At 69.8% G+C, this 12528-nt stretch carries 14 protein-coding genes and 1 pseudogene; 11 read left to right on the top strand and 4 right to left on the bottom strand.

Going from position 1 to position 12528, the window contains the following annotated elements; all coding sequences use genetic code 11:
• The 7 genes and pseudogenes from gatB to ACT4N8_RS15800 all read left to right on the top strand — a co-directional run.
• Positions 1-421 (top strand): annotated as a pseudogene (gene gatB / locus ACT4N8_RS15830) (Asp-tRNA(Asn)/Glu-tRNA(Gln) amidotransferase subunit GatB); the annotation flags it as partial.
• Positions 422-482: 61 nt separating this feature from the next.
• Positions 483-1268: a hypothetical protein gene (locus ACT4N8_RS15825; protein ID WP_444859072.1), complete on the top strand. Its 786-nt coding sequence runs from the start codon at positions 483-485 to the stop codon at positions 1266-1268.
• Between the two features lie 70 nt (positions 1269-1338).
• Complete coding sequence (gene mddA / locus ACT4N8_RS15820) at positions 1339-2079, top strand: methanethiol S-methyltransferase (RefSeq protein WP_444859071.1); 741 nt, start codon at positions 1339-1341, stop codon at positions 2077-2079.
• A 21-nt stretch (positions 2080-2100) separates the two neighbouring features.
• Positions 2101-2169, top strand: a complete 69-nt coding sequence (locus ACT4N8_RS15815) for a hypothetical protein (RefSeq protein ID WP_444859074.1) — start codon at positions 2101-2103, stop codon at positions 2167-2169.
• 161 nt (positions 2170-2330) lie between these two features.
• Positions 2331-2531, top strand: a complete 201-nt coding sequence (locus ACT4N8_RS15810) for a YgaP-like transmembrane domain (RefSeq protein WP_444859070.1) — start codon at positions 2331-2333, stop codon at positions 2529-2531.
• A gap of 9 nt (positions 2532-2540) precedes the next feature.
• Positions 2541-3071 carry an RNA polymerase sigma factor gene (locus ACT4N8_RS15805; protein WP_444859073.1) on the top strand — a complete coding sequence of 177 codons (531 nt, stop codon included), beginning with the start codon at positions 2541-2543 and terminating at the stop codon, positions 3069-3071.
• Entirely contained in the window at positions 3068-3799 is a 732-nt protein-coding gene (locus tag ACT4N8_RS15800) for a lysostaphin resistance A-like protein (RefSeq protein ID WP_444859069.1), read from the top strand. Before ACT4N8_RS15805 ends, ACT4N8_RS15800 begins: the two co-directional genes overlap by 4 nt.
• A 62-nt stretch (positions 3800-3861) precedes the next feature.
• On the opposite strand, the gene ACT4N8_RS15795 is transcribed toward ACT4N8_RS15800, so the two are convergent.
• Genes ACT4N8_RS15795 through ACT4N8_RS15780 form a run of 4 tightly spaced genes read right to left on the bottom strand, consistent with a single transcriptional unit; the run spans position 3862 to position 7441 of the window.
• A complete protein-coding gene (locus ACT4N8_RS15795; RefSeq protein ID WP_444859068.1) occupies positions 3862-4938 on the bottom strand; it encodes a PA0069 family radical SAM protein in 1077 nt (358 codons plus the stop codon).
• A 50-nt stretch (positions 4939-4988) separates the two neighbouring features.
• Positions 4989-5906 carry a lytic transglycosylase domain-containing protein gene (locus ACT4N8_RS15790; RefSeq protein WP_444859067.1) on the bottom strand — a complete coding sequence of 306 codons (918 nt, stop codon included), beginning with the start codon at positions 5904-5906 and terminating at the stop codon, positions 4989-4991.
• A gap of 42 nt (positions 5907-5948) precedes the next feature.
• On the bottom strand, positions 5949-6761 hold the full coding sequence (locus tag ACT4N8_RS15785; protein ID WP_444859066.1) for a hypothetical protein: 813 nt from the start codon (positions 6759-6761) through the stop codon (positions 5949-5951).
• Entirely contained in the window at positions 6758-7441 is a 684-nt protein-coding gene (locus ACT4N8_RS15780; protein ID WP_444859065.1) for a uracil-DNA glycosylase family protein, read from the bottom strand. Before ACT4N8_RS15780 ends, ACT4N8_RS15785 begins: the two co-directional genes overlap by 4 nt.
• A 117-nt stretch (positions 7442-7558) precedes the next feature.
• Between ACT4N8_RS15780 and ACT4N8_RS15775 the strand changes: the two genes are divergently transcribed.
• From ACT4N8_RS15775 to ACT4N8_RS15760, 4 genes are all read left to right on the top strand, one after another.
• Positions 7559-9205 carry an electron transfer flavoprotein-ubiquinone oxidoreductase gene (locus ACT4N8_RS15775; RefSeq protein ID WP_444859064.1) on the top strand — a complete coding sequence of 549 codons (1647 nt, stop codon included), beginning with the start codon at positions 7559-7561 and terminating at the stop codon, positions 9203-9205.
• Positions 9206-9311: 106 nt separating this feature from the next.
• The gene (locus tag ACT4N8_RS15770; protein ID WP_444859063.1) at positions 9312-10856 is read left to right on the top strand and encodes a tetratricopeptide repeat protein; all 1545 of its coding nucleotides are present in this window, start codon (positions 9312-9314) and stop codon (positions 10854-10856) included.
• Positions 10856-11629: a 4-(cytidine 5'-diphospho)-2-C-methyl-D-erythritol kinase gene (locus ACT4N8_RS15765; protein WP_444859062.1), complete on the top strand. Its 774-nt coding sequence runs from the start codon at positions 10856-10858 to the stop codon at positions 11627-11629. Before ACT4N8_RS15770 ends, ACT4N8_RS15765 begins: the two co-directional genes overlap by 1 nt.
• A gap of 251 nt (positions 11630-11880) precedes the next feature.
• Positions 11881-12528 (top strand): enoyl-CoA hydratase/isomerase family protein (locus ACT4N8_RS15760; protein WP_444859061.1); only part of this gene is annotated, 648 nt, incomplete at its 3' end.

The raw sequence follows: 12528 nt of genomic DNA, 5'->3' as shown, positions 1-12528 counted from the left end.
CGCCTTCGCCCAGCGCGCCGCCAACTGGGTGATGTCCGACCTGTTCGGCGCGCTGAACCGGCTTGGCAAGGGCATCGAGGACAGCCCGGTCAGCCCCGCCCAGGCCGCCCAATTGCTCTCCCTGACCGCCGACGGCACCCTCTCGGGCACGCTCGCCAAGCAGGTGTTCGAGATCATGCTCGAGACCGGCGAGGACCCGGGCGCGATCGTCGAGGCGCGCGGGCTCCGGCAGACCAGCGACACCGGCGCGATCGAGGCGGCGATCGCCGAGGTGATGGCCGCCAACGAGGACAAGGTCGCCGAATATCGCGGCGGCAAGGACAAGCTCTTCGGCTTCTTCGTCGGCCGGGTGATGAAGGCGATGGCCGGCAAGGCCAATCCGGGGGTCGTGAACGAGCTGCTCAGGAAGGCCCTCGGCTAGGGTCTGGGGGATTAATTTCGGGTTTGCGACCGTTGTCTCCGCAACAGCGGAGGAACCTCATATGCGCATATCGTTCGGTCTTGCCCTCGGCGCCTTGGCCGGCCTGGCCGCGGCGGCGCCGCTTCGTGCCGAGCCGGCCGTGGAATATGCGGTCGGCGCCGAAGTTCAGGAAGGCGAATACGGCACCGGCGAGTCGATCGAGACGGTGACCGTGCGGAACGAGGTCCGGGTGCGCGCGGGCCGCGCCTTCGCGACCGCGTCGCTGCCCTGGCAGCGCATCGAGGCGCCCGGCAACGTGATCGGCGGCGGCGGCCTGCTTGGCCTGCCGATTATCATCGATCCGACCCGCCCGCCGGCCCGCGAACGGCGCGAGGGGCTGGGCGACCTGCGGCTCGGCGCCGGCTATGTCCTGCCGGGCGTCGCCGGCGTCGAGCTCGTCGTGGCGGGACAGGTCAAGCTCCCGACCGCGTCGGCGCGGGGCGGCCTCGGCACCGGCGAGACCGATCTCGCGGTCGAGGCCGAGGCGTCCCGTTCGTTCGGCGCGGTGACTCCGTTCGTCGGCCTCAGCTACACCCTGCCCGGCGATCCCGCGGGCTATGAGCTTCGCAACAGCTTCGCGGCGCGCGGCGGCGTCGCGCTACGCCTGTCGCCCGATCTGCGCGGCAGCCTCAGCTACAGCTACGCGCAAAGCCACAGTCCGTTGGTGCCCGATCAGGAGCTGGTCGGGACCGCGCTCGACATCGGCCTTACCCGGCGCGTCTCGCTGGGCCTTTATGGGAATGCCGGACTCTCGGCCGGCGCGCCCGATGTCGGCGCAGGGGTCCGGCTCGGCTGGCGCATTTTCTGACGCTCGGGAGCGATTGGCCGGGCTCTCCGGCCGTGCTAGATTGCAGGGCCTCCAAGGAAGGGAGAGTGTGATGGCACGCGCTCTGTACCTGCTCTTCGGTGTTCTCGCTTACCTCGTCTTCTTCGCGACCTTTCTCTATCTGGTCGCCTTCGTCGGCAATGTCCCGCAGGCGCCGGTGACGGTCGACCGGGGCGGAGCGGCGGGTCCGGTGCCGCTGGCTGTCGCCATCAACCTCGCTCTCATCGCCCTGTTCGGCCTCCAGCACAGCGTGATGGCGCGCAAGGGCTTCAAGGCGGCCTGGACGCGGATCGTGCCCGAGCCGGTCGAGCGCAGCGTCTACGTCCTGCTCGCCAGCCTCATGCTCATCCTCCTGTTCGCCTTCTGGCGGCCGATCCCGGCGATCGTCTGGAGCGTCGAGACGCCGGCGCTCGTCTATTTGCTCTGGGGCCTGTTCGGCCTCGGCTGGTTGATCGTCCTGCTGAGCACTTTCCTGATCAGCCATTTCGAGCTGTTCGGCCTGAGCCAGGTCTGGGGCCATGCCCGCGGCGCCGAGGCGCAGGCGCCGGTGTTCCGCACGCCCTTCTTCTACAAGCGGGTGCGGCACCCGCTCTATTCGGGCTTCATCCTCGCCTTCTTCGCGGCGCCGGTGATGACGGCCGGCCACCTCGTCCTCGCGCTCGGCATGCTCGCTTACATCCTCGTCGCCATCGTCTACGAGGAGCGCGATCTCGTCGGCCTGTTCGGCAAGGATTATGAGGAGTATCGCGGCCGGGCCGGCAAGCTGATCCCGCGCTTCGGGCGCGGCGGCTGAGGGCTTGGGCCGGGGCCAGTGATGAAGGCGATGGCCGGCAAGGCCAACCCGCAGGTGGTCAACGAACTCCTGAAGAAGACGCTGGGGTGATCCCTGCCTTCCTCGCCGTGCCGCTCACCCTCCACCCGAGGGGGCTTTCTCACCGCGTCGATGGCTCTTTCGAGGAGATTCTGTAACTTTTTGCCGGCGTCGGCTCTCTTGTGGTTGGTAGCCGCCTCGCGGGGAGGCGGCCGGCATCGGGAGGAAATGACATGCCGAGGTTCAACCTGCCCACCGTCGAGCGCCTCGTCAGGCTATTGCTCGGTCTGGGGCTCGCGGCTTATGCTTGGCTTGCTCCGGACGAGCCCAACGCGATATTCGTGGCGATCGGGCTTTGCGTGGCGCTGACCGGCCTCGTCGGCTTTTGTCCGGCTTGCGCGCTCGCCGGGCGTCGGCTCAAGCCGAGGTCCTAGGGGGGCGTCATCGCCGGAATCGACCCGGCCCTCGTTGAAGCTGCCCGCGCCGGCGACGGAGCTGCGCTGGAGGCGCTGCTCCGCGTCGCCCGGCCGCAGATCCGCCGCTATGCCGAGCGCTATTGCGCAGCCCAGATGGCCGAAGACGCGACCCAAGAGGCGCTCTTCACGGTCTACCGGCGGCTGCCGGCGTTGCGCTCGGTGACCGCATTTCCGATGTGGCTACTGAGGATCGTCGCGCGGATTTGCTTCGGCCTCGTGTCGCCGCTGTGGCGGCGGATCGAGGCGCTTCAGGATGACGACAAGAACGCAGTTCTTCCTGAAGATATTGAATTGCGGATCGATCTTGAGCGGGCGATCGAGGCCCTGCCCCGGACCCACCGCGAGGCGATCCTGCTATTTTACTATTGCGAGCTGCCGGTGGCCGAGACGGCCGCCCGGCTTGGCATCAGCGCCGAAGCGGTCCGGGTGCGCCTCCACCGCGGCCGTGCGCTGATTCGCGACCGGCTCGCCGCACCGGCCGTCGGGAGGGAGACATGATGGCCGTACGTCAGCAGCTCCGCACGCTGTTCGCTTATATCGCTCCGATCCTGCTCGGCTTGGTTGTGGGCGTTGCCGGGCTCGCGCCGTGGGTGGTGATGGCGCCCCTCAACGCCCGTATCCGCCCGGACATTCCCTGGGCGGCGGCCGCGACTCTGCTTTACCTGATCCTCTACCTCGCTTGGCTGAACGGCGCAGGCCCGCCTCGACGGTGGAAGGCCGCACGGCACTACCGCCTTCGCCTGTGGCGCCAAGGTTCGGCCGGCTGGTCGAAGGAGGGAATCGGCGTCACCCTCTCGCTGATGGGGGCCATTGGCATGCTCACCATCATCTGGATCATCGTGGGCGCGCCCGAGCGACCACCCGATCTCAGCCCCTACCCCACCACCGCCTATCTCGTATCGGTGGTGGTGATGACGGCGTTGGTCGCCGGCGTCACCGAGGAAGCGGCCTATCGCGGCTATATGCAGCGGGGGCTCGAGCGTTTCGGAGGGGGAATTGCGATTACCGTCTCGGCGCTGGTTTTCGCCCTCGCCCATGGCGTGCACGGGTTCCAGACCCTGGTCCTTCTCGGGCCGGGCATCTTCTTCGCCGGCCTCGTCTACGGCGCCCTTGCGCGTCACACCGGCTCGATCCTGCCGGGCATGCTGATGCATTTCCTCGGCGACCTTGCCTTTATCTATTTCGGCCTGCTCGGCGGCGATTGGCGCCTGCTGATCGTTTCATAAGTCGGCCAAGAGGCACCTCGAAACCGCGCGCGAATGCTGTTCCCCAGGCTCGGCGGTGGCGACTAAAGTAGCCGCAACTGCGCGCCCTGCGGCGGCTTGAACAGATCGGTGCGCAGGCGCTGCTTCTCGATATTGAGGCCGTGCTTGCGCACGGCGCGGTCGAAGCGGGTCTTGAGCAGGGTCGCCCAGGGGCCGAAGCCCTGCATGCGGGTGAAGAAAGCGGGGTCGTTGTCCTTGCCGCCGCGCATCTCGCGGATGATCGCCATCACCTTGTTTGCGCGGTCGGGGAAATGCTCGTCGAGCCAGGCGCGGAACAAGGGGGCGACCTCGAACGGCAGGCGCACCGGCAGGTAGAAGACGCCGTTCGCGCCCGCCTCGGCCGCAGCTTTGACGATATGCTCGAGCTCATGGTCGGTGATCCCGGGCACGACCGGCGCGATCGCCACCCAGGCGGGGACGCCCGCCTCGCGCAGCGCCTTCACCGCCGCCAGCCGCTTGCGCGCCGCCGGCGCCCGCGGCTCCAGCGTGCGCGAAATCTCCGGGGTCAGCGAGGTGACCGAGAGCGCGACGCTCGCCAGCCTTTGTGCCGCCATTTCCTTCAGGATATCGAGGTCGCGGAGCACGCGGTCGGATTTGGTGGTGATCGTCACCGGATGCTTCGTCTCGGCCAGCACCTCAAGGATCGAGCGGGTGATCCGCCACTTGCCCTCGATCGGCTGGTAAGGATCGGTGTTGGTTCCCATCGCGATCGGGCGGACCTGATAGCCGCGCTTGCGGAGCTCCGCCCGGAGCAGCTTCGCGGCATCGGGCTTGGCAAACAGCCTGGATTCGAAATCCAGCCCCGGTGAGAGGTCGTGAAAGGCGTGGGTCGGCCGCGCGAAGCAATAGATGCAGCCATGCTCGCAGCCTCGATAGGGATTGATCGAGCGGTCGAAGCCGATGTCGGGCGACTTGTTGCGGGCAATGATCGTCCTCGGATGCTCTACGGTCACGGTGGTGCGGAGCGGCGGCAGGTCTCCATCCTGAAGCTCGCGCTCGTCCAGCCAATCGCCGTCGGCCTCGCGCTGCTTGAGGTTGAAGCGGTCCGGGGTGCGGTTCTCGGGCGCACCCCGGCCGGGACGGACGTCGGGCCGGGGCATCCGCCGAGTCTAGGCGGCTAGATGGAACATATCAAGAACAAATAGCGTGGCTAGTCGCCGCCCATCGCGGTCTGGGTCTGGCGGGGGGCGAGGCGGACGGCGGTGGCGCCGGGCATGCCGGGAAAGCGCGGCCACAGGCCCTGCGCCAGCGCGCGGCGGCTCGACGAGCGGTCGGCCGTCTCCTCCTCGTAGATCCAGTAATTGCGGAGCACGATCGGTACGTAGCCGCGCGTCTCCCAATAGGGGATCGTCTCCATGAACAGCAGCGGGTCGCTCTGGTCGAAGCGGGTGTTCCACTCGCCGATCGGCGCCGGCCCGGCATTGTAGGAGGCGATCACGCGCGGCAGCAGCCCGCCCGTCGATGGCAAATCGCGCAGATATTCGAGATAGGCCTGGCCGAACTCGATATTGTTGGCGGGATCGTTGAGCCGCCCGGTATCGCCTCGCGCGCGGCCCCAGCGGACGAGGTCGCCGGCCGTGCCGGGACGCACCTGCATCAGCCCGCGCGCGCCGGCGGGGCTGACCGCGTCCGGGCGGAAGTTGGATTCCTGCAAGGCATGGGCGAAGGCCAGCGCCCGATCGACCCGCCAGCCGCGCGGCGGCTGCCAGGAGGGCGAGGGATAGCGGTCGTGCGTGCCGGTGCGGCTGCCGCGCGGGCCGTTATGGGCGAGGTACATCTGGGTGCCGGTGAGGTTGAGCCGCGCGGCGAGATGAAGCAGCCTCTCATGGTCGCTGGGCCCGCCGATCCGCGCCTGGTGGCGGAGCAATTCGCCGGCGAGGTCGTCCTCGCCGATCTCGGCGAGCGCGACCGCGGCGCGGACATTGGGGCTGTCGGAGAGCGACCGCCATTCCTCGGCGCTCAGCGGATCGAACGCGGCGGGCACCACGCGCATGCCGAGCGCGCTTTGCGCGAGCAAGCCGTAAAAGGTCTCGCCGAGCCGGGCCGCCGCCTGCAGCCGGCCCTGCACCCGGTCCGGATGGCCGCAGGCCGTGTCCGCGCGCGCCCCCCACTAATGGCCGGCGGCGGAGAGTTCGACATCGCCCGAGCGCGCCGCGACGGTGGCGAAATGGGCGGACGCCGCGGCGCAATCGCGCATCCGCCAGGCCGAAAGCCCGGCCACCCATTCTGCGTGCAGCGCCCATTCGGTCGGGCCGCGCCGCGCCTCGTCGGCGATGCGGCGCGCCTCGGCGTCGCGGCCGTTGAGGAAATAGACCCAGGCGATGCGCTGCTGAAAGGCGGTGCGCGCCTCGGGGGAGAGATCGGCGGCGCGCGCGGCGAAGATCGCCTCGGCTTCCGAAGGCTGGTCGGCGACGAGTAGGGGCTGGATCAAGGGCTCGAGCCGGTCGGCGACCGCGTCGCCCCGGATCGCGCGGGCGCGGGCGCGACGCGGCTGGCCGGGCAGGCCGGCTAGGCGTTGCTGCTGCGGAATGTCGGGGAGGCTGGTCGCGCCGCGCACGGTGGCAAGCCGGGCGAGGTCGCCCGCCTGCGGCAAATGCCGCCCCCGCTCGAGCAGGCTGCGCAGCGGCTCCAACTCGACAGGCGGCGAGCCAGGCATGGTGTAGAGCATCGCCCGGGCGAGGTCGTGCAGCGGCCCCGAGCGCATCCCGTCGAGCCGCCCGGCCGCGCTCGCCCAGTTGCGCATCCGCAAGTCCGCGAAGATCGATCGGTAATTGTCGCGCTCGCTCTGGCTGAGTTGGGCCTGGATATCGAAGGCCCGCGCCGCGCGTGGCGCCCGGCCCTGATCGCCCATGTCGTTCGCGAAGGCGGGGGCGGCGGCGAGGATCAGCCCGGCCGCCAGCAGCGTTCCGGTCAATCTCTTCATGGCGTCAGTTCCTCCATGAGCATTTGCAGATCGGCCCAGGCGAGCTTCTTGAGCCCGCGCTGGTCGACCAGATTGTCGGGCTTGATCGTGACCAAAGTCTTGATCTCGCCCGCCGGCGTGGCGAGCGTGTGCCAGCGGCCGCGCGCCTTGGTCACCGGCATGCCGAGCAGCGCCCGCGCGCAGGCGTCGCCGAACAGCAGCAGCGCCTTGGGCGCGGCCAGCCCAATATGGTGGCGGGCGATTTCGGCCAGGGCCCGTTCGCTGGACCGGTCGAGCGCGCCGCTCGGCGTCCGCACCGGCGAGAGCGATGCGAGGTAGATCGTCTCGCGCCCGCGCCCGATCGCGGCCAGCATCCGGTCGAACAGCCCGTCCGCCTCGTCGCCGAAGAAGCCGCCGCCGAGCGCCGGCATGTCGGTCATCACCATCAGCCCGCCTGCGGGATCGCCCGTCGGAGCGAGGCGTGGGGAAGAGGGCGGCGCGAAGGGGAAGGGTGCGCTCGCCAGCCAGGCCTGGAAGGCGTCCAGCGTCGCCGGCATCGCCGCGGGTGCTTCGGGTTCGGCCTCCGGCGCGGGCTTCGCAGGCGCCGGGACGAGCCAGTTGCGCGGCTCCTCGGCGACGATCGTATCGACGCCGGCATCGCTCCACCATTTGAGGGCGCTCGCCGCCCGATCCGTGGACATAAGGTCCCGTTCCCCCGCTGAACCGGGCCATAGAGTCAGCCCCCGCCGGGCTGGTCAATCGTAATAGTGCTGTTTATCTGCCAGACGTTGGCGAAGCGCGACGAGGGGAGTCCTTGCATGGCAGAGCGGGAGTCGATGCCCTACGACGTGGTGATTGTCGGCGCCGGGCCCGCCGGCCTCGCCGCCGCCATCCGCCTCAAACAGCTCGCCGACGAGGCGGGGCGCGAGCTCAGCGTCTGCATCCTCGAAAAGGGCTCCGAGGTCGGCGCGCACATTCTTTCCGGCGCGGTGGTCGATCCCAAGGCGCTCGACGAGCTGCTGCCGAACTGGAAGGAACTGGACAGCCCGCTCACCGTGCCGGTGACCCGGAACGAGCATTGGGTGCTGAGCGAGAAGGGCAAATACAGCTTCCCGCACATCCTGATGCCGCCCTTCATGAACAACAAGGGCACCTACACGCTCAGCCTCGGCAATCTCTGCCGCTGGCTCGCCGGGCAGGCCGAGGCGCTGGGGGTGGAGATCTTCCCCGGCTTTGCCGCCGCGGAGGTGCTGTTCAACGAGGACGGCTCGGTGAAGGGCGTAGCTACCGGCGACATGGGGGTCGCCCGCGACGGCACCCACAAGGGCGACTACCAGCCCGGCATGGAGCTGCATGGCAAATATACCTTCTTCGCCGAAGGCGTGCGCGGCCACCTCACCAAGGAATTGAAGCGGATCTTCGAGCTCGATCGCGATAGCCAGCCGCAAGTCTATGGAATCGGGCTGAAAGAGCTGTGGGACATCGATCCCGAAAAGCACCAGCCCGGCCGCGTCATCCACACCCAGGGCTGGCCGCTCGACGACGCCTGGGGCGGCGGCTTCCTCTACCATCAGACAAATGGCCAGGTCGCTTTGGGCTTCGTCGTCGCGCTCAGCTACCGCAACCCGTATCTCTCGCCGTTCGAGGAGTTTCAGCGCTGGAAGCAGCATCCCGCGATTCGCGACTTTCTCGAAGGCGGCAAGCGCGTCTCCTACGGCGCGCGCGCGATCAACGAGGGCGGCTGGCAGTCGGTGCCGACCCTCGCCTTTCCGGGCGGCGCGCTGATCGGCTGCTCGGCGGGCTTCGTCAACGTGCCCCGGATCAAGGGCAGCCACACGGCGATGAAATCCGGCATGCTCGCCGCCGAGGCCGCCTTCGCGGCGATCGCCGCCGACCGCGCCGGCGACACGCTCGAGGATTACGAGGCGAACCTGCGCAATTCGTGGATCGCCGCCGAGCTCAAGAAGGTCCGCAACGTCGAGCCCTTGGTCGCCAAATATGGCGGCACCTTCGGCACCATCTTCGCCGGCGCCGACATGTGGATGCGCCAGCTCCGGATCGGCCTGCCCTTCACGATGAAGCACCATGCCGATCACGAGACGCTGTGGCGCAAGGACATGGTCGCGCCGATTGCCTATCCCAAGCCCGACGGCGTGATCAGCTTCGACCGGCTCTCCTCGGTGTTCCTGTCGAACACCAATCACGAGGAAGACCAGCCGATCCACCTGACGCTGAGAAACGCGGACATCCCGGTCGAAGTGAACCTGGAGCTTTATGCCGGGCCGGAGGCGCGCTACTGCCCCGCCGGGGTCTACGAATTCGTCGAGGAGGCGGGGAGGACCAGACTTCAGATCAACGCGCAGAATTGCGTCCACTGCAAGACCTGCGACATCAAGGACCCGACCCAGAACATCAACTGGGTCGTCCCGGAAGGCGGAGGAGGCCCCAATTACCCCAATATGTGAGCTTTCCGCGCGTGCTCTCGCGCTCGCCACGGTCGCCGCCGTTGCTCTCGCGACTCCCGCGCGCGCCGACCAGGCGACGACGCTGAACACCTATGTCCAGGCGCGGGTGGCGTCCGCGTCCGGCGAGACCCGGCAGGCGAGCGCGGGCTATGCCGCCGCGCTCAGCGGCGCGCCCGGCAACGAGATCGTCGCCGGCCAGGCGCTGAGCCATGCCGTCGAGGCGGGCGACTGGGCATTGGCCGTCCGCGCCGCGCGCGTGCTCGAGACCAGCAACGCGCTGCTGCCCGACGCCCGCTTCCTGCTGCTCGCCGCCGCCGTGCGCGAGCGCGACTGGGCGGCGGCGCGTCGACAGGTCGAGGCGATCGAGCGCGACAATCTCTTCGCTTTCTCGGTGCCGGTGCTGCGCGCTTGGCTCGCGCTCGGCTCCGGGCAGGGCGACCCGCTTTCCTTCCTCTCCGCCACCGATGCGAGCGGGATGACCGCCACCTATGCCGCCGAGCACCGGCCGCTGCTGCTTGTCGCGCTCAACCGGCCGGAAGGACCGGCGCAGATCGGCCAGTCGACCGCGGCGCCGGGTCCGCGCGGCCTGCGCTTGCGCATCGCCGCCGCCGCCACGCTCGCCGCGCGGGGCCAGCGCGACGGCGCTTTGGCGCTGCTGCAAAGCGACGAGCCGCCCGCCATCGTCGCCCGCCGGCTGATCGAGCAGGGCCGCCCCGTCCCCGGCGCGATCGACAGCGCCGCGGACGGCATCGCCGAATTCCTCATCCGCCTCTCGCTCGATCTCCACGCGCAGGACGTGACCTCGGTCGCCGCCACCTTCGCCAGCCTCGCCACCTGGCTCGCGCCGGACAGCAGCGAGACCTGGATGGTCGCCGCCGAGCTCGCCGGACAGGAGGACCGGCACGAAAGCGCCGTGGCGATGCTCGCCAACGTCCCTGACTCCGATCCCTATGCCGAGACCGTCCGCGATCAGCGCATCCGCCTCTTGATCGACGGCGGCCGCAATCAGGACGCGCTCGGCGAGGCGGAGGCCGCAGCGCGCGCCGCCTCCGCCCGCGCCGCGGACCAGGTCCGTCTCGGCGAGGTCCTGATGTCGCTCCAGCGTCCCGCCGATGCCGCCACGGCTTTCGCCCGCGCGCTCGAGCTGCGCGGTTCCGATCCGGCTGCTTACCCCGAATGGGCGCTCTGGCTGCTGCGCGGCGGCGCCCATGACGAGGCGGGCGACTGGCCGCAGGCGCGCGCCGCCCTGAGCGAAGCCTATCGGCTCGCGCCGACCGAGCCATTGGTGCTCAACTATCTCGGCTACGCCCAGCTCGAGCGGCGCGAGAATATGGCGGAGGCCGAGCGGCTGATCCGCGAGGCGCACCGGCTTGCGCCCGACAATGCGGCGATTACCGATTCGCTCGGCTGGGCGCTGTTCCTGAAGGGCGAGCGGGAGGAGGGGATCGCCCTGCTCGAGCAGGCCGCTCAGGGCGCCCCGGCGGACGTCGAGATCAACGAGCATCTCGGCGATGCTTATTATTCGGTCGGCCGCCGCGCCGAGGCGCGCTTCGCCTGGACGGCGGCGCGGGTCTACGCCGAGGGCGAGGACGCCACGCGGCTCGACGCCAAGATCGAAAGCGGCCTGACGCCCCAGCTCGCCGCGCGCTGATGCGCGAGACGGCCTATGCCAAGCTGAACCTGGCGCTGCACGTGCGCGGGCGCGAAGCGGACGGCTATCACCACATCGAAACCCTGTTCGCCTTTTGCGAGGACGGGGATGTGTTAAGTGCCGCGCCTTCGAACGAGTTGTCGCTGCGCGTCACCGGGCCATTCGCCGCCGCGCTGGAAGGGGCGGCCGACAATCTCGTGCTGAAGGCGGCGCGCGCGCTGGGCGTGAGCGACCGGGCGTTGGTCCTCGACAAGATGCTTCCGGTCGCCGCCGGGATCGGCGGCGGCTCGGCCGATGCGGCCGCCGCGCTGCGGCTGCTGGGCGGCGGCCGCGCCAACCTCGAGGAGATCGCCGCTGGACTCGGCGCGGACGTCCCGGCCTGCCTGCTCAGCCGAACCGCGCGCGGCAAGGGCAGGGGGGACCGGCTGGAAGCGGTCGAAGCGCCGGACCTGTCCGGAACACCGATCCTGCTGGTCAGTCCGCGCGTTCCGCTTTCCACCGCTACCGTCTTCGCCGGCTGGGATGGGGTTGACCGCGGCCCGCTCGGCGACTGGCGCGAAGGCCGCAACGATCTCGAGCCCGCCGCGCGCCGCCTCGTGCCGGAGATCGGCGCGGTGCTGGAGGCGCTGTCTGGCGCCCGCTTCGCCCGCATGTCAGGCTCGGGCGCAACCTGCTTCGGCCTCTACGACAGCGAGGCCGCGCGCGATGCCGCCGCCGCCCGGATCGCCGCGGCCCGGCCCGGCTGGTGGCTGTCCCAAACCAGGCTTCGCTGACCCGCGCGTCCCGGATCGGAACAGCGCTTTTTACCCGTTAACCATCGGGAAGCGCAGGATTCCGTTCTGGCACGGCCCTTGCTCCGCTGGTGGTGACGAGTCGAGGTGTGCCCGTGGGCCACCGACATTCGCCCGCGGTCCCCGCCTCCACCGGACGGGCGCCGCGGCCCCCTATTGGCCGGGCGCCGCTTAACTGGCGCCCGGCCTTTTTTGTCGAGACAAAGGGTCCCGTGCGCGGCATGGAAGGCGCTATGTTCCGCCTCGATCAGGACGGCGAGATCGCCCGGCTGACGCTCGAGCGGCCGGAGGCGCGCAACGCGATTCCGCTGGCCGGCTGGGACGAGTTGGGGGCGCGGCTGGAGGAGGTGGCGCGGTCGCCGGCCCGCATACTGGTCCTTTCAGGGGCGGGCGGCACTTTCTGCGCCGGGGCCGATCTCAAGGACTTTCCCGCGCTCAATCGCGACGCGGCGCTCCGGACGCGCTTCCGGACCGGCATGGGCGCCGGGCTCGATCGGCTGGCGGGCCTGCCGATCCCAACCATCGCCCGGATAGAGGGCGCCTGCTACGGCGCGGGCGTCGCGCTCGCCATGGCCTGCGACCTGAGGCTGGCGAGCGAGACCGCGCGCTTCGCGATCACCCCGGCCAAGCTCGGCATCTCTTATCCTCAGCAGGACGTGCACCGCCTCGTCTCCCTCGTCGGTCCGGGGCAAGCGGCGCGGCTGCTGCTCACCGCCGCGAGCATCGACGCCGCGGAGGCAGCGCGGATCGGCCTGGTCGAGCTGTGCGGCGCGCACGAAGCGCCGTTGCTCGACGCGATCCTCGCCAATGCGCCGGAGAGCCTCGCCGCGCTCAAGCGGGCGATCCGGCTCGAGTGCGCGACCGACGCCGGGCAGGACGAA

The sequence above is a fragment of the Sphingosinicella sp. genome (genome assembly GCF_052387495.1).
In the GTDB taxonomy this organism is placed as follows: Bacteria; Pseudomonadota; Alphaproteobacteria; order Sphingomonadales; family Sphingomonadaceae; genus Allosphingosinicella.
Note: the sequence above shows the minus strand (reverse complement) of the source record. Positions and strands in the feature narration are given on the sequence as shown.